This window comes from Caballeronia sp. GAWG1-5s-s (assembly GCF_023631445.1).
In the GTDB taxonomy this organism is placed as follows: domain Bacteria; phylum Pseudomonadota; class Gammaproteobacteria; order Burkholderiales; family Burkholderiaceae; genus Caballeronia.
Genome location: NZ_JALQDC010000045.1, coordinates 1 through 17,999, shown reverse-complemented (window position 1 = coordinate 17,999; position 17,999 = coordinate 1). Strand labels below are relative to the sequence as shown.

At 63.0% G+C, this 17,999-nt stretch carries 17 protein-coding genes; 9 read left to right on the top strand and 8 right to left on the bottom strand.

The features are described from left to right. The first annotated feature begins 57 nt into the window (after positions 1-57). The 5 genes from NCR34_RS26810 (at position 58) to NCR34_RS26790 (ending at position 4,014) form a co-directional block, all read left to right on the top strand. Positions 58-945: an ATP-grasp fold amidoligase family protein gene (locus tag NCR34_RS26810; RefSeq protein ID WP_248323694.1), complete on the top strand. Its 888-nt coding sequence runs from the start codon at positions 58-60 to the stop codon at positions 943-945. Between the two features lie 12 nt (positions 946-957). Further along, positions 958-1,500, top strand: coding sequence for a DUF4142 domain-containing protein (locus NCR34_RS26805; protein ID WP_248323695.1), 543 nt, complete (start codon positions 958-960; stop codon positions 1,498-1,500). Positions 1,501-1,602: 102 nt separating this feature from the next. Further along, positions 1,603-1,863, top strand: coding sequence for a hypothetical protein (locus NCR34_RS26800; protein WP_248323696.1), 261 nt, complete (start codon positions 1,603-1,605; stop codon positions 1,861-1,863). A 169-nt stretch (positions 1,864-2,032) separates the two neighbouring features. After that, positions 2,033-3,004, top strand: coding sequence for an ABC transporter substrate-binding protein (locus tag NCR34_RS26795; protein WP_502800132.1), 972 nt, complete (start codon positions 2,033-2,035; stop codon positions 3,002-3,004). Between the two features lie 53 nt (positions 3,005-3,057). Continuing rightward, complete coding sequence (locus tag NCR34_RS26790) at positions 3,058-4,014, top strand: TauD/TfdA dioxygenase family protein (RefSeq protein ID WP_248323698.1); 957 nt, start codon at positions 3,058-3,060, stop codon at positions 4,012-4,014. Positions 4,015-4,065: 51 nt separating this feature from the next. On the opposite strand, the gene NCR34_RS26785 is transcribed toward NCR34_RS26790, so the two are convergent. The 6 genes from NCR34_RS26785 to NCR34_RS26760 all read right to left on the bottom strand — a co-directional run bounded on the left by NCR34_RS26785 (position 4,066) and on the right by NCR34_RS26760 (position 11,823). Beyond that, complete coding sequence (locus NCR34_RS26785) at positions 4,066-4,890, bottom strand: CHAD domain-containing protein (protein WP_250501316.1); 825 nt, start codon at positions 4,888-4,890, stop codon at positions 4,066-4,068. Between the two features lie 111 nt (positions 4,891-5,001). After that, positions 5,002-6,672 (bottom strand): purple acid phosphatase family protein, encoded by a 1,671-nt coding sequence (locus NCR34_RS26780; protein WP_250501315.1) that lies wholly within the window; start codon positions 6,670-6,672, stop codon positions 5,002-5,004. Between the two features lie 24 nt (positions 6,673-6,696). Then, positions 6,697-8,163, bottom strand: coding sequence for an esterase-like activity of phytase family protein (locus tag NCR34_RS26775; RefSeq protein ID WP_248323701.1), 1,467 nt, complete (start codon positions 8,161-8,163; stop codon positions 6,697-6,699). Between the two features lie 113 nt (positions 8,164-8,276). Continuing rightward, positions 8,277-9,569, bottom strand: coding sequence for a sugar efflux transporter (locus tag NCR34_RS26770; RefSeq protein WP_248323702.1), 1,293 nt, complete (start codon positions 9,567-9,569; stop codon positions 8,277-8,279). Positions 9,570-9,680: 111 nt separating this feature from the next. Further along, the gene (gene budC / locus NCR34_RS26765) at positions 9,681-10,463 is read right to left on the bottom strand and encodes a meso-2,3-butanediol dehydrogenase (protein WP_248323703.1); all 783 of its coding nucleotides are present in this window, start codon (positions 10,461-10,463) and stop codon (positions 9,681-9,683) included. 58 nt (positions 10,464-10,521) lie between these two features. Further along, positions 10,522-11,823, bottom strand: coding sequence for an L-fuconate dehydratase (locus tag NCR34_RS26760; protein ID WP_248323704.1), 1,302 nt, complete (start codon positions 11,821-11,823; stop codon positions 10,522-10,524). A gap of 142 nt (positions 11,824-11,965) precedes the next feature. Here NCR34_RS26760 and NCR34_RS26755 point away from each other — a divergent pair, with 142 nt between their 5' ends. The 4 genes from NCR34_RS26755 (at position 11,966) to NCR34_RS26740 (ending at position 16,340) form a co-directional block, all read left to right on the top strand. Beyond that, positions 11,966-12,724, top strand: a complete 759-nt coding sequence (locus tag NCR34_RS26755) for a GntR family transcriptional regulator (RefSeq protein WP_248323705.1) — start codon at positions 11,966-11,968, stop codon at positions 12,722-12,724. A 52-nt stretch (positions 12,725-12,776) separates the two neighbouring features. Next, positions 12,777-14,288 (top strand): sugar ABC transporter ATP-binding protein, encoded by a 1,512-nt coding sequence (locus NCR34_RS26750; protein WP_248323706.1) that lies wholly within the window; start codon positions 12,777-12,779, stop codon positions 14,286-14,288. A 17-nt stretch (positions 14,289-14,305) separates the two neighbouring features. Further along, a complete protein-coding gene (locus NCR34_RS26745; RefSeq protein ID WP_248323707.1) occupies positions 14,306-15,331 on the top strand; it encodes an ABC transporter permease in 1,026 nt (341 codons plus the stop codon). Between the two features lie 67 nt (positions 15,332-15,398). After that, positions 15,399-16,340 carry an ABC transporter substrate-binding protein gene (locus tag NCR34_RS26740; RefSeq protein ID WP_175943916.1) on the top strand — a complete coding sequence of 314 codons (942 nt, stop codon included), beginning with the start codon at positions 15,399-15,401 and terminating at the stop codon, positions 16,338-16,340. A 48-nt stretch (positions 16,341-16,388) separates the two neighbouring features. Here the strand turns inward: NCR34_RS26740 and NCR34_RS26735 are convergent, their stop codons facing one another. Next, entirely contained in the window at positions 16,389-16,730 is a 342-nt protein-coding gene (locus NCR34_RS26735) for a hypothetical protein (RefSeq protein WP_248323708.1), read from the bottom strand. 75 nt (positions 16,731-16,805) lie between these two features. Then, complete coding sequence (locus NCR34_RS26730) at positions 16,806-17,708, bottom strand: LysR family transcriptional regulator (protein ID WP_206469874.1); 903 nt, start codon at positions 17,706-17,708, stop codon at positions 16,806-16,808. Between the last annotated feature and the right edge of the window lie 291 nt (positions 17,709-17,999).

Here is a 17,999-nt window from a genome sequence, read left to right as displayed (position 1 = left end):
GCCATAACGAGCACAAGATCGTTCCATTGTCTTCCCCCGAGGCATGAGGGCTTCCGGATGTTTGCCAAGACACTCATCGACGGCGCGAAGGCGTGGCTGCCGGACTCGGTGTTCTTAAGCATTTCGCACCGTCATAACGTCGGACGATTCCCGAACATGTGGAATCCCAGAACGTTCAACGAGAAGATCCTGCATCGGTGTCTCTATCCCGACCCGCGTTACATGGATCTGACCGACAAGCTGAAGGTTCGCGAGTATGTGGCGAACAAGATCGGTCCGCGACATCTCATCCCTTTGCTCGCAGAGCCCGGCGCTTTCACGAAAGAAGTCTTCGATGCTTTGCCTTCGTCGTTCGTGATGAAGGCGAATCACGGCAGCGGTTTCGTGGAGGTGGTGAAAGACAAAAGCCGCGTGTCGTTCGAAGAGCTCGCGGCGCTCTCCGAACAATGGCTGTCCACGCCCTTCTACAGAGTGGCGCGGGAACGCCATTACCGCATGATCGAGCCGCGCATCTTCTTCGAAACGCTGCTGCTCGCCGAAGATGGCGAGGTTCCTGCGGACCTGAAGTTCCACGTCTTCAACTCGCCATCCGGCCAGCAGACGGTTTTTATCACGGTGATATCGGGCCGCTTCACCGATCATCCTCGCGGCGATACGTATGACGCCGCGTGGCGGTTGCAGGACATCTGGTTCGGTCACTACCATCGGAGCGACACGCCTGCGCCGCCGCCTGCATCGCTCGATTCGTTGCTCGAAATCGCCGGCGTGCTGGCGAAAGAGTTCGAATACGTGAGAGTCGACCTTTACGAAACCAACGGAAACGTCTACTTCGGGGAACTAACGTTCACGCCGGGTGCGGGAGTTTTTCCGATACGTCCGGATCACGTCGACTACGAATGGGGCCGCCTCTTCAAGGTCAACCCGCGACACCGATCCAATAGATAGGCGCGAGCGCGAATGAATGAGAGACGGAGAATCGCGTGCGGCTGCCTGCTCCTCATGGCGCTTTCCGTCGGCGCGCGTGCGCAGGGCCGGTCGCTCTCGGACGCGCAGATGGTCGGCGTTCTGCTGACCGCGAATCAGGCGGAGATCGCAGCAGCGCAGATTGCGTTGCGCAGAACACGGTCCACCAGCCTGCGGAGTTTCGCCACGCGCATCGTCGATGAAAACGCGCAGATCGCGCAGGAGGCGAACGACATGTTGCGAAGGCTCGGCGCGAACGCGCAGCCGAGCAGCATGAGCGACGCGCTCGCGCGTCAAAGCCGGGACGATACCGACATGCTCGGCGAGCAAGACGAATATGCATTCGCGCAAGCCTATCTCGAACGCGAGGTCGATTTTCTCGGGCGGCTCGTGAATACCGTCGATGAATTCATCCGATCCACGCATAGCGCGGATGTGAAAGTCCTGCTCGTGCGAGTGAGGCCGGCATTCACGCTTCACCTGGATCAGGCGCGACGACTCCAACTGGTGTTCCAACGTCCGGGCTTCGGTCATTGAGAGCCGCAGGCGGGCGCCTGCAATGCATTTCACGAAGTCTTGTTTGCCGATCCCTTATCGGCGCGCTAGATTGGAATCATTCACGCACTGTCGGAGCCGGCCATGTCACAGATCCTGACGCAATACTGGCAAGCGTTATTGGTCCCCGTGGGACGGGCGCGACAACGCTGGCGGCAACGCGCATACGAGCGGGCGATGCGAGCGTGCGGATGCTCGGCCGCAAGCAAACCGACGCAGCGCGACGAGCAGGCAAGCGGCCCGGAGCGGCTCGAACAGATCGCGCTCTACGCGCGCGCGGGCTATTTCAACATGGGCTATACGGTGGACGCGTTCAGCACGCCCGCCGATTTGCCGCCACATTGATTCCGACCACAGCCGCGCGTTTCGCATATCGCGCAGAGGCATATTCGTAGCATTCTTCCTTCGTTTGTGCGCAAGCGCCGCGCTTGTACAGTGAACGCTCCTGACACTTCGCTCGGACGTTCAGCGCATGAGGGCATCTTCCGCATTCAATCGACTGCTTGTGCTCGTTATGCTCGTTGCGTCGTGTGTTGCACTAAGCGCGGCGCACGCGGAAGGAACGGTGCGCATCGTCGATCAATATGGCATCGGCTCCTTGCTGCTCAAAGTGGCGAAGGACCAGAAGCTGATCGAGAAGGAAGGCGCGCGCGCGGGACTGCATATCGACGTGCAATGGACCACGCTGTCCGGCGGCGCGGCGGTCAATGAAGCCTTGCTCTCGGGCGCCGCCGATATCGCCACGCTCGGCATCGGTCCGCTGATGACGATATGGGACCGCACGCGCGGCCATCAGGATTTCCGCGCGATGTCGGCGCAAAGCGCAGTGCCGGTGTATCTCGTGTCGAACGATGCGCGCATTCGCAGCATCGCGGATATCGGCGAGAAGGACCGCATCGCGGTGGTGTCGGTCGCCGTCTCGCAGCAGGGGCGGCTGTTGCAGATGGCTTCGGCCAAGACATTCGGCGATGCCGAGTACGCGCGTCTGGACCGCTTCGAAGTGAACATGCCGCACGCGGATGCGACGACGGCGATGCTCGCAGGCAGCTCGGTCATCAACCTTCACTTCTCGAACGCGCCTTATCAGTATCAGGAACTCGACGACCCGAAGATTCACAAGGTCATCAGTTCGACGGACATACTGGGCGGCCCGGCGACGAGCAGCGTTGCCGTCACATCCGACAAATGGCGCAAGGACAACCCCCGCACTTATGCGGCCGTACGCGCGGCGCTCGTCGATGCGGCGCGGCTCGTTGCATCCAACAAGCCCGAGGCTGCGGCCATCTATATCCGACAGGACGCATCGAAACTCTCTGCGACATTCGTCGAACGCATTCTGAATGACAAGGACGTGAGTTTCTCCACGACCCCTGAAAACACACTCGCACTCGGCGCTTTCCTGTTCAAGGTCGGCGTTATTCGTCACGAGCCGAAGTCGTGGCGCGACTACTTCTTCACCGACGATCCCGACGCGCATGGCAGCTAACGTCGTCGGGTCGCTCGCAGAAACAGACCAACACTCAAAGCGGAGATTCGCCCATGAACGCAGCTGTCATCGCACACCAGGCAACCGAACACGACATCGAAGTGCGTCCTTTGTCGGCGCACATCGGCGCAGAGATTAGCGGCGTCGACCTGACGCGCGCGATGCAACCTGCCCAGGTCGCGGCGATTCGCGCGGCATTGCTGAAGTGGCGCGTCGTGTTTTTCCGCGAGCAATTTCTCACGCATGAACAGCATGTCGCGTTTTCGGCGCAGTTCGGCGAATTGACGGTCGGGCATCCGGTGTTCGGTCATGTGGAAGGCCATCCCGAGCTGTACTCGATCTCGAAGTTTCGCAAGGCGACGCGCTTCGAAGGTCAGGCGCTGTTGCGGCCATGGACCGGATGGCATACGGATGTGACGGCAGCGGTCAATCCGCCGTTCGCATCGATTCTTCGCGGCGTGACGGTCCCGCCGTATGGCGGCGATACGCAGTGGACCAACCTCGTCATCGCTTACGAGAAGTTGTCCCCGACGCTGCGCGCATTCGTCGACGGATTGCGCGGCATACATCGCTTCGCGCCCCCGCAAGGCGCGAGCGGCACGGATGCCTTCGCGAAGGCGGTCAACGAACACACGCTCGTCAGCGAACATCCGCTCGTGCGCGTGCATCCGGAGACCGGAGAGCGCGCGTTGTATGTGAGCCCGGGCTTTCTGAAGTCGATCGTCGGCCTGACGCCGCGCGAGAGTCAGGCGCTGCTCGAATTGCTATGGGAACACGTGACGCGACCGGAGTTTACGGTCCGCTTCAAGTGGGAGCCAGGCAGCATCGCGTTCTGGGACAACCGCACGACGGCCCACCTTGCGCCGACGGACATCTTCGATCTCGACTTCGACCGTCAGCTCTATCGCACGACGCTCGTCGGCGATGTGCCCGTTGGACCCGACGGCAAGCGGTCTATCGCGATAGAAGGGTCGCCTGTCGGCGCGGCGGCTGCCGTCGCGTTGAACTGAGCGCAGCGGCGACCGGGTCGCCGCGCATCCTCATCACAGGACAGGCAGCGGCTAAAGCAGCTTGGCGGCGGCCTTGAATCTGCGTTTTTGTTCTTTCTCCAGCACCCGCAACGCGCGGTCCGCCGCGCCGTCGGGCAATGCCGCGCGGTGCTCGAGCAGCAGAACGCGGCTCGCGACCACATCGTTCAGTTCACCGAAGCGCTTTTGCACGCGCTTCAGGTTCTTCAGGCCCTTGCGCTGCTTCTTGCCCAGAAGCGGCTCGAAGAATTCCAGCAGATAGCGAACCTTCTTCCCAGCCTTGCGGACTTCATGAAACGACTCATAGTCCGAGCGGCCCTTGCGTGATGCCACGCGCATGCGCTTCTTGAGCTGCTTTTGCGCTGCAACGACGCGCTGTCTGGCAAATTTCGTCAGCGGCGTGCGTTGCGCGGCCGTGTTCAACTCGCGATTCGCTTCGCTCATCGCTTCACGCAGCGTTTGCTTAACACTCGCATGAGCGAGCGTTTCGAGGCTCTTTCGCGAGGCTTCGGAGCGGCTCTGGCGGAATGCGTCGAGCAGTTCGCGGTCGCCGGTCGCTTCCACGAGACCGATGAGAATGTCCCAGTCGCGCGTATTGCCTGCGGCGTTCGCGAGAAATTTATAGATGGCGCGCTGCTGCGTATCGAAGTCTTCGTGAAGAATGGGCCGGTACGCCCACAGCAGCGTGCGCAGGCGTCGTAGCGCCACGCGCAGCTTGTGCAGTTGTTCCGCCTCGCCTTCATTTTCCAGCGCGGACGCCTGAGCGATGGCTTCACCGACGAGCGGCTCCGCGAACGTCGAAAAGTTCGTCTCAGCGGTCGCCGGGCGATTGTCGGCGTTCTCGTCGTCCTTTTTCATGATCGTTTCCCGGTGTGATGCAACGGCATCTACGAGGCAAGATTCATACCGCATCAGCCATGCGGTACGAACCTTGTCCGTCGCCGGGACTTTGTCACAAGAGCTTCATATTCAACGGCGGCGTTGCTTCTGAAGGACGATGGTTTCGAACAGTTCGTACTCGGCGGTGGGCGTCTTGTCCGCGCCCGGCGCGTGGTAATAGTTCATCGTGATCGACGTCTTTCCGCCGCGTTCGCCCGGATCGTGATCGAACACGGCGATGCCGTAGCCCGTGCCGGTATCACGTTGCGCGGACCAGATGGCGTCCTCCACCGCGTCGGCGGCAGGGCGCACGAAGGTGCCCGCCGTCTTGCCGGGCACCGGCCGATTCGGCTTGGTGAAGACCTGCGCTTGCGGATTGCCCGTGCCCGCATCGGTGCCGTAGACGTCGAGCGGCGCGCTCGTGCCGCCGCCGCCGAGTATCAGATGCACGGTTCCGTGCGTCGTGTCGATCGGATCGTTGGCGCGCTGCGTGGTGGTGACCGGGCGCGGCTGCAACGTGTCGACGCTTTCGCCCGTCACGGCATCGCGGCCCGCGTGATGGTTGCAGCCGCGCACGGGATGGCTGCGCTCGTAGTCGTGATCGTGGCCGCACAAGACGAGGTCGACGCCGTAGCGGTCGAAAAGCGGCAGCCATGCTTCGCGAATGCCCTTGTCGGAGCCGTTGCCCGTCTTCGACGAACTGAGCGCGTCCTGATGCATCTGCACGACGATCCAGTCGATGTCGTCATCGTGCTTCGCCTCGCGCAAGGTCTTCTCCAGCCAGCGTGTTTGTTCGCCGCCGCTATAGCCACGCACATAGAACGACGTGCCCGGTTGAATCGCGGGATGGCCGGTGCTCGCCGCCGGCACCAGCGGCGACGGTCCCGCGACGAACGCGGCGGCGTCCTGATACACGACATCGTCCGCATCGAGCGAAATGAAGAGCACGGAGCTCACCCGAAAGCTGTACCAGCGGCCGCCAAAGCGCGTGCCGTTGTCGGGCAATGTGTAACGCGACAGGTACGAATCGAAGCCCTGCGGGCCGTTATTGAACTCGATCTCATGGTTACCGGGACACGGCATCCACGGGCGATTCGCGGCCGAGACTTGCGCGTTGTTGCCGAAGTCGCGCCACACGTCCGGCTGATGCGTCGGGTTCAGATTCGCGTAGCAGAGGTCGCCGTTCAGCAGATGAAAGAGCGGCTCAAAGCGTTCGACGGCCTGCACGGCGAAGCCGCTTTGCGGCGACGACAGCACCCATCCCGTGTTGGGCGTCGCGAGATCGCCGTAACTCGTGAAGCGGAATTTGCAACGCCCGCGAGGCGCTGTGCGAAAGCTCGCGCAGAACGGCTGCGCCGCGCTGCTGTCGTTGTCAGCCGTTACTTCGTAGCGGTAGGTCGTGTCCGGATGCAGACCGTCGAGCCGCGCGTGGTATGTGCAGACGATTTCGCCATTGAGACCGTCGGTATAGGTGCGCTGCACGGCGTGCATGAGCCTCGCATGACCATCGTGCGTGGTAAGGCGAACGCGCGGCTTGACGGCCGGCGCAAGCGACGCCCAGCTCACGACCACTTCGTGCGCGGGATCTTCGCCCCATGTGAGGTGGATCTGTTCGGGCGTGCCGTCGGGCGAGGCCGCCGCCGCGTTCGCCGCGCCGCTGAGGGCGTTCGCGGCCGTCGCGAGCCCCGAGGCGCCGGCGAGCTTCAAGAAACCGCGGCGCGATGCAACGCGCCCGCTGTCGTGCGAATCGTGTGTCGTCATGGGAGGCTCGGTGTCGTGGGCGCGTCAGTGGGCGTGATGGTGGTCGTCGTGATCTTCGCGGTCGATCCGGCAGAACGCCTCGCCGCGATGCGGCAGGCGCTGCGCTTCGTAAGCCGGAAGATCGGATGCATCCACCGCGAAGACGAAGAAGCGGTTCGGATTGTCGATGCCGTTCGGATGATGCGTATCCGTCACCGTGCCGATGAAGTCGTTGTCGTTCGCGATGAAGAGCGTGTGCTTGAGCGCGCCGTTTATGCGCACGTCGGGGCCGAACGCGAGGCTTTCCAGCTTCGCGGGAATGTCGTTGGCCGCGAAGCCTTGCGCGGACAGCGCCGCGACCACATCCAGAAAGAGCGTCTTCTTTAGCGCGAACGGCGCGAGTCCTGCGGCACCGCTCGCCTGGCTCACATCCTGCGCGCCCGTGAGATCGACCTTGTACACGCGCTTGAACACCGCAGCCGAGTCGTCGCCCAGACCTTTGCCGTCGCGTTCGTCGAGCAGCAATTCATGATCGTTGATGGCGACGATATCGCTGATCGTCGGATAGTTCGGCTTCGCGGTCGTGCCGATGTTGCTGAGCGGATACGCGAATTGCGTCGTCTTGCCCGTGCGCAAGTCGATGCGCAGGATGCGCGTGTAGCCGCCGCTCGTGCCGCCGTCTTGCAGCAGCGGGCTTTGCATCGCGCCGAAAAGCGTCTCGCCGTCGGGTGAAATGGCGAGGCCCTCCATGCCCTTGTTCGCGACGCGTCCCGACGTGTTCTTGCTGATCTCGTCGCTGCCGACGGGCGAGAGCGTCGTGACCGCGAACGATGAGGGCACGCGCACGACCGCCGTGCGATCGCCGGTGCGCCGATCGAAGCGATAGATGTACGGGCCGTACTCGTCCGAGATGAAGACGCTCGCGCCATCGCGCGATACGCGGATGCTTTCGGGATCGAAACGCGCATCGAGCGGATACGTGGAGGGCTGCGTCGGCGTGAAGTTATCCGAGCGGCCGGTGAAGTAATGCGTGTGGTTCGTCGCGTTTAGCGCGGGTGCGCCGTTGCCGACGCCAGCGGCAGCGCCGTCGCCGTAGACGAGCGCATCGCGCGTATGAAGCAAGGTCGTATCGAGCAGACGGGGCGTGAGCGTGTAGGGCAGCGTTCCGTTCTTGCCGGATGCTTCGAGCTTCAGACTCAACGTCTGGAAGCGGTTGATGTACGAAGCGGTATCGTCGAGCGCCTTGTTATACGAGATCGCGTTCGGACCGCGATCGGGCACGGCGACAAAGGTATCGCAGCCCGCATACGCGAGCCCCGAGCCGAGTCCGCCGAGCAGATTGCCCGGCGCGCCGTTTTCGAGCGGCGCGGCGGTCTGCTGCGAGCGGTCCACGCTGTTGCCGCTCAATTGGCCGATGGCGATGAGATCGACGCTCGCCCACGCCGATGAACATGCGGCGCACAGCGCGAGGCTCAACGTCACATGACGCGCAACAGCGGGGGCTCGAAGCATCGATGTCTCCTTCATCCGGCATGCGAAGTGATCGGACTCGCATTATTGCGGGATTGAAGTGACGTTTGTATGACTCATGCAATGAACGGCTCGTCATACCGAAGTCTGCGCCCTCAGCGTACCGGCATGCGCCATTGGTTCACGCGGACCCATACGTATCGCGCAATCAGCCTGAACGGTGGATTGGCGAACAGCACGAGCGCGCCGAGCGCGAGGCATCCGCAGACGAGAAACGTGCCGCGATAGCCGATGGCTGCGACGAGCGCGCCCGATAACACGCCGGAAAGAATGGAGCCGACGCGCGATGCGTTGAAGAACAGCGCAGTCGCCGCGCCGGGATTGCGCGGCATCAGGTCTTGGACATAGGTCATGCCGAGGCACGAGGTCACCGCGACGACGAACGCGTTGAACGCCTGCATCGGAATGAGAAACTGAATGGAGCGAGAGGACGCGACCGCCACGAAATAGACGATATGCACGGCTGCGCATGCCGCGAGCCAGCGTTGCTTGTCGAGATTCGAGCCGCGCGCGCCGAGCGCGAGCATCATCGGGATTTCGAGGAACGCGCCGAGCCCGAGCATGATCGATACTTCTATCTGCGTGCCACGCAGTCCCTGCACGACATAGAGCGGCAGCACGATCATCGTCGCGTTGGCCGCGAGACCGATGAGCGTCAACGCAATCGTCGCGCGCCAGATCTGCGCGCGGCTCGCGGGCACGTGCTTCGCCGCATCGTGCGGTTCGTCGTGCTCCGTCATCGTCGTGACTTCGAGCAATGAGGCAGGATCGCCCGCATAGTGGGCGTTCGGCGCGATCGGCTTCTCCTTATCCTTGATGCGCCAGGCGATCGCGCCACACGCCGCGAACGATGCCGCCGCGAACAGAAAGAGGCCGTGAAAGCCCGCGGCGGCCAGCACCAGCGCGCCGACGGACGGACCGAAGACCCACGCCATCGAGAGCACGGTGCGCAGCGTGGCGAGCGCGAAGGAACGCTCCGCGTCGTCGGTGACCGGCAGCGCCGCGCGGCCGAAGGAGAACACGAGCGTCATGGCCGCGCTGCCCACGCCGAGGAACACGATGCCCACCGTCACGAGCGACGCATAGCTGCGCAGCACGCACAACAGCACGAAGCCGAGCGCCGACGCGGCCAGCGCGCCCATCAGCAACACGCGATGATGACCGTGCCTATCCGACCACTTGCCCGCGAAGGCGCTCGCGAGCACGCCGCTTGCCGCGATGAGCGTCATGAAGAGCCCGAGTTGCAGCGGCGTCATGTCCGCCTCCTGCACGCCGAAGAGCGACAGAAACGGCGCGGTGAAAGACATGGCGACGCCCAGCATCAGCGTGACGCCGGCAAGCGGCATGAACGAATGCAGGCGCGCAAGACGAAAAAAGCGAGCGTCCATCGACGGGGAAATCCTTCGGAAAATGCGGGCGCGGAATGCGTGCGCGTGACAGTAGCGCAATCGACATTCCGCGCGTAAAAGAGTGAGCGATGCCAGGTGGAGACGCGGGGATCACGCCTGCGGCGGCTGTCCGTTGGATGCGCTCAAGCCACCGTCCACGGGAAGATTCACGCCCGTCACGAAGCGCGCATCGTCGCTCGCGAGAAACGCGATGACGGCGGCGATGTCGTCCGGTTGCGCGGCGCGGCCGAGCGGAATGCGCTCGCGAAACTTGGCCATGAGTTGTTCGTCGCCGAGCATGTCTTCGGTCAGTTCCGAGGCGGTCAGGCTCGGGCATACCGCGTTCACGCGCACGCCGTCGCGGCCATGATCCATTGCGAGCGCGCGCGTGAAGTTCGTCACCGCGCCTTTCGCCGCGTTGTAGAAGCTCATGCCCCAGTCGCCGCCGAGGCCCGACACCGACGACACGTTCACGATCGAGCCTTTCGCCTGAATCAGATGGCGAATGGCGGCGCGGGAGCAATAGAAGACGCCGTCGAGATCGGTCGACATGATCGCGCGCCAGTCATCGAGCGATGCCTCGTCGATGCGGCCCGTCGGCGCGACGCCCGCATTGTTCACAAGCACGTCGATGCGCCCGAAGCGCGCGATGGTGGCGTCGATCAACTGCTGCGCGTCTTCGAAGCGCGAGACGTCGCACGCGTGGACGAGCGTGCGCGAGGCATCGAGATCGCGCGCCACGCGTTCGAGCTTGTCCTGCGTGCGGCCGGCGAGCACCACGGAGGCGCCCTCGGCCGCGAAGCGGCGCGCGGTGCCTTCGCCGATGCCGGAGCCCGCGCCTGTCACGATGACGACTTTCGAAGCGAAGCGGGAAGACTGCGTGGAAGCGTTCATGGTGATGGTTCCTCGTTAAACGAATCACCCGAACGCGCAGATTTCGTTCCAGCGTCAGTCACTTCGTGCGCCACGCTTCTCCGTCCGGAAAGTGATGCTTGTCCAGCGACGGCGCGTGCATTTCGATGCTGTAGCCCGGCCGCTGCGGCGGCATATAGCGGCCATTGCGGATCACCACCGGATCGATGAAATGCTCGTGCAGGTGATCCACATATTCGAGCACGCGATTTTCGAGCGACGCCGATACGCAGATGTAGTCGAACAGCGAAATATGCTGCACGTACTCGCACAATCCGACGCCGCCTGCATGCGGACACACCGGCACGCCGAACTTCGCCGCCATCAACAGCACGACGATCACTTCGTTGAGACCACCGAGACGGCAACTGTCGATCTGACAGAAGTCGATGGCCTCCGCCTGCAGCAACTGCTTGAACATGACGCGATTCTGGCAATGCTCGCCCGTCGCCACGCCGATGGAACCGAGCCGGCGCCGAATGGCCGCGTGCCCGAGTATGTCGTCGGGGCTCGTCGGTTCCTCGATCCACCACGGGTCGAACTCGGCGAGACGCCGCATGTTCGCGACGGCTTCATCGACTTCCCATACCTGATTCGCATCCATCATCAGCTTCGCGTCTGCGCCGATTTCTTCGCGCAGAATGCGGGCGCGGCGCACGTCCTCTTCGAGATTGCCGCCCACTTTCTGCTTGAAGTGCGTCCACCCTTGCGCGACGCCTTCCCGGGCCAGGCGGCGGATCTTCTCGTCGTCATAGCCGAGCCATCCTGCCGATGTCGTATAGGCCGGATAGCCTTGCGCGAGCATCTCCTTCTCGCGCTCGCTCCGCGTGCTGGCGTGGCGGCGCAGCAGCGCAATGGCTTCGTGAGGCGTGATTGCATCCGTCACATAACGGAAGTCGAGACAACGCACGAGTTCTTCCGGCGTCATGTCGACGAGCAGCTTCCACACCGGCTTGCCTTCGGCCTTCGCCCACAGGTCCCATACCGCATTCACGACGGCCGCCGTCGCGAGATGAATCGCGCCCTTGTCCGGACCGATCCAGCGTAGCTGACTGTCGGAGGTGATCTCGCGCCAGAACGCGCCCATGTTCGCCGCGATGTCTTCGAGCTTCTTGCCGACGACGAGATGACTCAGCGCCTCGACGGCGGCCACGCAGATTTCGTTGCCGCGTCCGATGGTGAACGTGAGTCCGTGTCCGCTGGTTCCGGCCGATGAATCGGTGTCGAGCGTGACGTATGTGGCGGAATAGTCGGGCGCGGCGTTCATTGCATCTGAACCGTCGAGCGAACGCGAAGTGGGAAAGCGGATGTCCCGAACGGACAGCTTGGTGATCGTTGTCATGGGTATGCCTCCGGGGCAATGTGCGATCGACTACGCTCTGCGGGAAAACACTGATGAGCTTCGACGCAGCAAGGCGATGCAGGCAGCTTTGTGCGTTCTTAGGCGTTTGCACGCGTTGACAACGTCGAATCTGCTTTCTAGCATGCTAGCATCTTCAACGGAAATCAAGCCCGCCGTGAGCCCTTCATCCGATGCGGTCATCGTGAGTAGTCCGTATGATGCGCTGCACAAGATTGCCGCCGGCCAACGCGGCAGTCTGACCGGCGCGGTGGAAGAGGCATTGCGGGAAGCCATCGTCACGCTGGCGCTCGAACCGGGAATGATGATCGACAAGATAGCGGTTTGCGAGCGCATGGGCGTCTCGCGTTTTCCCGTATCGGCCGCGCTGGCGAGGCTGGAGCACGCCGGTCTCGTCGAAGTCTTGCCGCAGCGCGGCACGCGCGTGAAGCCCATCGCGCTGCGCGATATCCGTCAGCATTTGTTCATTCGCAGCGCGCTCGAAGTGGAGACCGTGCGCGGCGTCGCTGCCATGCATGACCCCGCCATACTCGAGGCGCTTGAAACCAACCTCACGCAACAACGCGAAGCCATGGTGAACGGCGCGCGCCTCGCGTTTCATGCACTCGATCTGGCGTTTCACGAGATTCTGCTCGACGCCATTGCGCTGCCGCGCGTGAAAGAGATCGTCGCGGTGTCGCGCAATGCGCTCGACCGCGCGCGGCAGTTGCTCGCGAGCCCCGAGCGCCTCGTGCATACGCTCGACGAACACGAACGCATCTTCGACGCGCTCAAGAAAGGCAAGGCCGATGCCGCCGCCAAAGCGATGCACGACCATCTGGATCAGGTCGTCGCCGAATTGCACCGCTCGGCGAAGGACAGGCCGGACCTCTTCGAGCCATGACCCGCATGTGGGCTCCCCGGTCGCACTATGAACGCTCATCCACGACGACTCCATGACTCCGCTCATTTCCGTCAGCAATCTCAGCAAGCGTTTTCCCGGTGTACGCGCGCTGCATGAAGTGCAGTTCGAACTCATGCCGGGCGAAGTCCACGCGCTCATGGGCGAAAACGGCGCAGGCAAGTCCACGCTCATGAAGATTCTCGCGGGCGTCTATAACCGCGATTCGGGCGAGATGCTCGTCGATGGAAAGCCCGTCGAATTCACGAGTCCGCGCGAGGCGCAGGCGCTCGGCATCGGCATCATTCATCAGGAACTGCATCTGATGAACCATCTGACGGTCGCGCAGAACATCTTCATCGGACGCGAGCCGCGCAAGCTCATGGGCCTGCTGCTCGACGAAGACAAGCTCAACGCGCAAGCCCGCGAAATACTCGATCGCATGCATGTGAAGCTCGATCCGCGCGCGGTGGTCGATACGCTGACCGTCGCGAGCCAGCAGATGGTGGAAATCGCGAAGGCGTTGTCGTTCGAATCGCGCGTGCTCATCATGGACGAGCCCACGTCGGCGCTGAACGACGCCGAGATCGCCGAGCTATTCCGCATCATTCGCCAGCTGAAGGAGCGCGGCGTCGGCATCGTCTATATCTCGCACAAGATGGACGAGCTCAAGCAGATCGCGGATCGCGTCACGGTGTTGCGCGACGGCGAATACGTCGCCACCGTCAGCGCGCGGGAGACGAGCGTCGAGAGCATCATCGGCATGATGGTCGGCAGAACGCTGACCGACCTCACCTCGTTCCTCGGCGGCGCGCATCAGGGCGAAGTGGCGCTAGAAGTGCAGCATCTGAACGCCGGGCCGCTCGTGCGAGACGTGAGCTTCACGCTGCGCAAGGGCGAGATACTTGGCTTCGCGGGACTCATGGGCGCGGGCCGCACGGAAGTGGCGCGCGCGGTGTTCGGCGCGGACCCGGTGGAGTCCGGCGAGATCATCGTGAAGGGCGCGAAGGCGACCATCAAGAAGCCGAGCGACGCAGTGGCGCGCGGCATCGGCTATCTGTCCGAAGACCGCAAGCGGTTCGGGCTCGCGACGGGCATGGACGTGGAATCGAACATCGTCATGTCCAATCTCGGCAAGTTTCTTTCAGGGCGCGTGTTTCTGCGGCGCTCGAAGATCCGCAAGACGGCAACGCATTTCATCAAGCTGCTCGGCATTCGCACGCCTTCCGCGACGCAGCCCGTGCGCCTGCTATCCGGCGGCAACCAGCAGAAGATCGTCATTGCGAAGTGGCTCGAACGCGACTGCGACGTGCTGTTCTTCGACGAGCCCACGCGCGGCATCGACGTCGGCGCGAAGAGCGAGATCTATCGCTTGTTGCGCTCGCTCGCCGAACAGGGCAAGGCCATCGTCATGATCTCGTCCGAGCTGCCCGAGGTCCTGCGCATGAGTGATCGCATCGTCGTGATGTGCGAAGGGCGCATCACGGGAGAACTTTCCGCAAGTGAAGCGACGCAAGAACGCATCATGCAGCTTGCGACGCAACGCCCGACTCTACAAGCGGCATGAGCCGCCAAGGACTTAAGATGACACAGCCTACCGATACCGCCGCGCTCGCCAGCGACAAACCCGCCAACGGCCTGCGCTCGCGCGTGTTCTCGCCGACCGCGCTGCAGAAGCTCCTTGCATTCGCGAGCCTGATCGTGCTGCTCGTGTTTTTCAGCTTCGCGTCGCCCGCCTTCATGCAGATGGATAACATCCTCGGCATCTTGCAGGCGACGGCCGTGAACGGCGTGCTCGCCATTGCATCGACATTCGTGATCGTGACGGGCGGCATCGACTTGTCCGTAGGCACGCTCATGACATTTACCGCCGTGATCTGCGGCGTGTTCCTCACCTACTGGCACATGCCGATGTGGGTAGGCATCATCGCGGCCATTGTGACGGGCGCGGTGTGCGGCACTATTTCCGGCACGCTCACGGCCAAGATGAAGATTCCGCCCTTCATCGCGACGCTCGGCATGATGATGCTGCTCAAAGGTCTTTCGCTCGTGGTGTCGTCGGACAAGCCGATCTACTTCACCGATACCGAGAACTTCTACATGATCTCGCAGGACTCGCTCATCGGCTACTTTCTGCCGAGCGTGCCGATTCCGAATGCGGTGCTGATCCTGTTCGTCGTGGCGATCGTGAGTTCCATCGCGTTGAACCGCACGGCGCTCGGCCGTTATACGTTCGCGCTCGGCAGCAACGAGGAAGCGGTGCGTCTGTCGGGCGTGAATGTGGATCGCTGGAAGATCGCCATCTACGGGCTCGGCGGCGCAATTTGCGGCATCGCGGGCCTGCTGATCGCTTCGCGTCTGAACTCGGCGCAGCCTGCGCTCGGACAAGGCTATGAGCTCGATGCCATCGCGGCCGTCGTGATCGGCGGCACGTCGTTGAGCGGCGGCTCGGGCACGATCCTCGGAACCATCATCGGCGCGTTCATCATGAGCGTGCTGACCAACGGTCTGCGCATCATGTCGGTCGCGCAGGAATGGCAGATCGTCGTGACCGGACTCATCATCATTCTCGCGGTGTATGGGGATATTCTGCGTCGCAGGAAGCGTTGAGCATCAGGCGCGCAAAGAAGACGTAACAGCAAATCAAAGAGACAGTCTATCCAGGAGGAGAACCTTCATGTTCAAAAGAAGAATCATCGGTGTCCTGATCGGTTTCGGCGCGATCGCCACGGCGGCCAGCACGGCCTACGCGGACGAAGCGTACATTCCGCTCATTTCCAAGGGGTTTCAGCATCAGTTCTGGCAAGCGGTGAAGTCGGGCGCGGAGCAGTCGGCGAAGGAGCATAACGTCAGGGTGACGTTCGAAGGCCCCGAAACCGAAGCCATGGTAGACAAGCAGATCGACATGCTCTCGGCCGCGCTTTCGAAGAAGCCGCAGGCTATCGGCATCGCGGCGCTGGACAGCAAGGCGTCCGTTCCGCTGCTGAGGCGCGCGCAGAACAACAAGATTCCGGTCATCGCATTCGACTCGGGCGTCGATAGCGACATTCCGCTCACGACCTGCACGACCGATAACCTCGCCGCCGCCGCGCTCGCCGCCGACAAGATGGCCGACGCCATCGGCAATTCCGGCGAAGTCGGCGTGATCGTGCACGACCAGACGAGCCGCACGGGCATCGACCGCCGAGACGGTTTTCTGAACGAGATGAAGTCGAAGCACCCGAACATCAAGATCGTGTCCGTGCAGTACGGCGGCGGCGATCACCTGAAGTCGGCTGAAATCGCGAAGGCGATGATTCAGGCGAACCCGAACATCAAGGGCATTTTCGGCGCGAACGAGGGCTCGGCGGCAGGCGCGGCCATCGGCATCAAGGAGTCGGGAAAGAAGCTCGTGCTGATCGGCTACGACTCGGGCAAGGAGCAGAAGGAGGACATCACTTCGGGGCTGATGTACGGCGCGATCACGCAGAACCCGATCGGCATCGGCAGATGCGTGGTCGATTCGGCGGTGAAGGCGCTCAAGGGCGAGAAGCTGCCGAAGAAGATCGATACCGGCTTCTACTGGTACGACAAGAGCAACATGAGCGATCCGAAGATCGCGGCTGTGCTTTACGACTGATCGTGGCATAGCGGCGCATCGCGCGGCTTCGTGCGATGCGCTGCTTTGCTACTGGCCCGTGCCGCCGTTTCTCGTCGATCCTGTCGATGACTCTCGGCCGGTCGGCGTGCCGCCATTGCCGCTGCCCGGCGTCGCGGCGGTTCGGCCGCCGCCCGTTCCGCCGCTATTGCCCGTTCCGCCGACGCCGCCTGTGGTCCCGCCGGGGCCGCCTGTCGCGCCAGTGGCCGCGGCGCTGGTTCCGCCGTTGCCGCCCGTCGATTCACCCGCGCTGACGCCGCCTGTATGTTTCGCGTCGCCCATGCCGCCGAGGCCGGCGCTGCCTGCGGCGAATGCCGCGCTGGAAAGCGACACGATCGCGGCTGCGATCAGTGTTCTGGATACGTTCGTCATCTGCGTTCTCCGTTCGACTGCCCTTGACTGCCTTTGACGCCCGCAATGCGCATGCCATTGCAGCGCAGCAGCGCGTTAGAGCGCATCGACGGATGAAGCGAACGCGCGCGCCGTCTCGATGAAGTTCGCGGTCTTGGCGCGCGTCGCTTCTATCCGCGAAGCCAGCGCGAGCCGGATCGAAATGACCTTGCCCGACACCTCGCGGTACGCGACGCCTTCCACCTGAATCTGGCAGACGGACGCGGGCACGAGCGACACGCCGAAGCCCGCCGCCACCAGATTCACGACCGACGAAAGCTGCGGCGCCTGCTGGCCCGCAATCGGCTCGAACCCGGCCTCCCTGCATGCGCCGACGATCACGTCATGCAGCGTCGGACTCGCCACGCGCGGGAGCATCACGAACGGGTCGTCCGCGAGCGCGGACAGCGCGATCTTTTTCTTCTGCGCGAGCGGGTGCGTGCTGGGCAGCACGGCCCGCATCGGCTCGATGGCGATGTGATTGAACTCGACGCCCGCTGGCGACTGACTGCCGAGTCGCACGAACGCGACGTCGACGGTGCCTGCATCGAGCCACGCGAGCAACTGCGCCGTGTTGCCTTCGGCGAGCGTCAACACGACGTTCGGATACGACTGGCGATACGCGCGAATGAGCTTCGACACGACCGGATTGAACGCGGCCGAACCCGTGAAGCCGATGTTCAGTTGCCCCATCTCGCCGCGCCCCGCGCTTTGCGCGTTCTCGACGGCGGCGCGGGCATCTTCCAGAATGCGCCGCGCGTCGGTGGCGAACGCTTCGCCAGCTTCCGTGAGCACGACGCCGTGCCCCGTGCGGCGAAAAAGCCGCACGCCGATTTCGTCTTCGAGCGCGTGAATCTGCTGGCTCAGCGGCGGCTGGCCGATGCCGAGGCGTTCGGCTGCGCGCGTGACGTTCCGCTCTTCCGCAACGGCCAGGAAATACCGGATATGACGCAGTTCCATTCGATATATGCCAAACGTATTTCAGATAGAGGAGATAGATATTGGACAGTATAACAATCGCGCGACAAAATACCGCTGTCGCGCAGTCCGCGCGTCTGTTACGCGCCCGTCATGCGCCCGCGAACATCGTCAGCCGGCCCGCAGAGAGGCACGCGACGAATCGCGACCCACGCGTGAGGGCAGCGTCTGCGTTCATCGGGATTCAGAGAAAGAAGGGGTCTAGCATGGCTGAAGCCGTAAAAAAACCAAGGCCCGAGTACCGGAACATCGGGCTTGGACAGATCGCGAAGT

Coding starts and splice junctions, on each gene's coding strand:
- NCR34_RS26810 (WP_248323694.1), top strand. CDS start 58: ATGTTTGCCAAGACACTCATCGACGGCGCGAAGGCGTGGCTGCCGGAC.
- NCR34_RS26805 (WP_248323695.1), top strand. CDS start 958: ATGAATGAGAGACGGAGAATCGCGTGCGGCTGCCTGCTCCTCATGGCG.
- NCR34_RS26800 (WP_248323696.1), top strand. CDS start 1,603: ATGTCACAGATCCTGACGCAATACTGGCAAGCGTTATTGGTCCCCGTG.
- NCR34_RS26795 (WP_502800132.1), top strand. CDS start 2,033: ATGCTCGTTGCGTCGTGTGTTGCACTAAGCGCGGCGCACGCGGAAGGA.
- NCR34_RS26790 (WP_248323698.1), top strand. CDS start 3,058: ATGAACGCAGCTGTCATCGCACACCAGGCAACCGAACACGACATCGAA.
- NCR34_RS26785 (WP_250501316.1), bottom strand. CDS start 4,890: ATGAAAAAGGACGACGAGAACGCCGACAATCGCCCGGCGACCGCTGAG.
- NCR34_RS26780 (WP_250501315.1), bottom strand. CDS start 6,672: ATGACGACACACGATTCGCACGACAGCGGGCGCGTTGCATCGCGCCGC.
- NCR34_RS26775 (WP_248323701.1), bottom strand. CDS start 8,163: ATGCTTCGAGCCCCCGCTGTTGCGCGTCATGTGACGTTGAGCCTCGCG.
- NCR34_RS26770 (WP_248323702.1), bottom strand. CDS start 9,569: ATGGACGCTCGCTTTTTTCGTCTTGCGCGCCTGCATTCGTTCATGCCG.
- budC (WP_248323703.1), bottom strand. CDS start 10,463: ATGAACGCTTCCACGCAGTCTTCCCGCTTCGCTTCGAAAGTCGTCATC.
- NCR34_RS26760 (WP_248323704.1), bottom strand. CDS start 11,823: ATGACAACGATCACCAAGCTGTCCGTTCGGGACATCCGCTTTCCCACT.
- NCR34_RS26755 (WP_248323705.1), top strand. CDS start 11,966: ATGCTAGCATCTTCAACGGAAATCAAGCCCGCCGTGAGCCCTTCATCC.
- NCR34_RS26750 (WP_248323706.1), top strand. CDS start 12,777: ATGACTCCGCTCATTTCCGTCAGCAATCTCAGCAAGCGTTTTCCCGGT.
- NCR34_RS26745 (WP_248323707.1), top strand. CDS start 14,306: ATGACACAGCCTACCGATACCGCCGCGCTCGCCAGCGACAAACCCGCC.
- NCR34_RS26740 (WP_175943916.1), top strand. CDS start 15,399: ATGTTCAAAAGAAGAATCATCGGTGTCCTGATCGGTTTCGGCGCGATC.
- NCR34_RS26735 (WP_248323708.1), bottom strand. CDS start 16,730: ATGACGAACGTATCCAGAACACTGATCGCAGCCGCGATCGTGTCGCTT.
- NCR34_RS26730 (WP_206469874.1), bottom strand. CDS start 17,708: ATGGAACTGCGTCATATCCGGTATTTCCTGGCCGTTGCGGAAGAGCGG.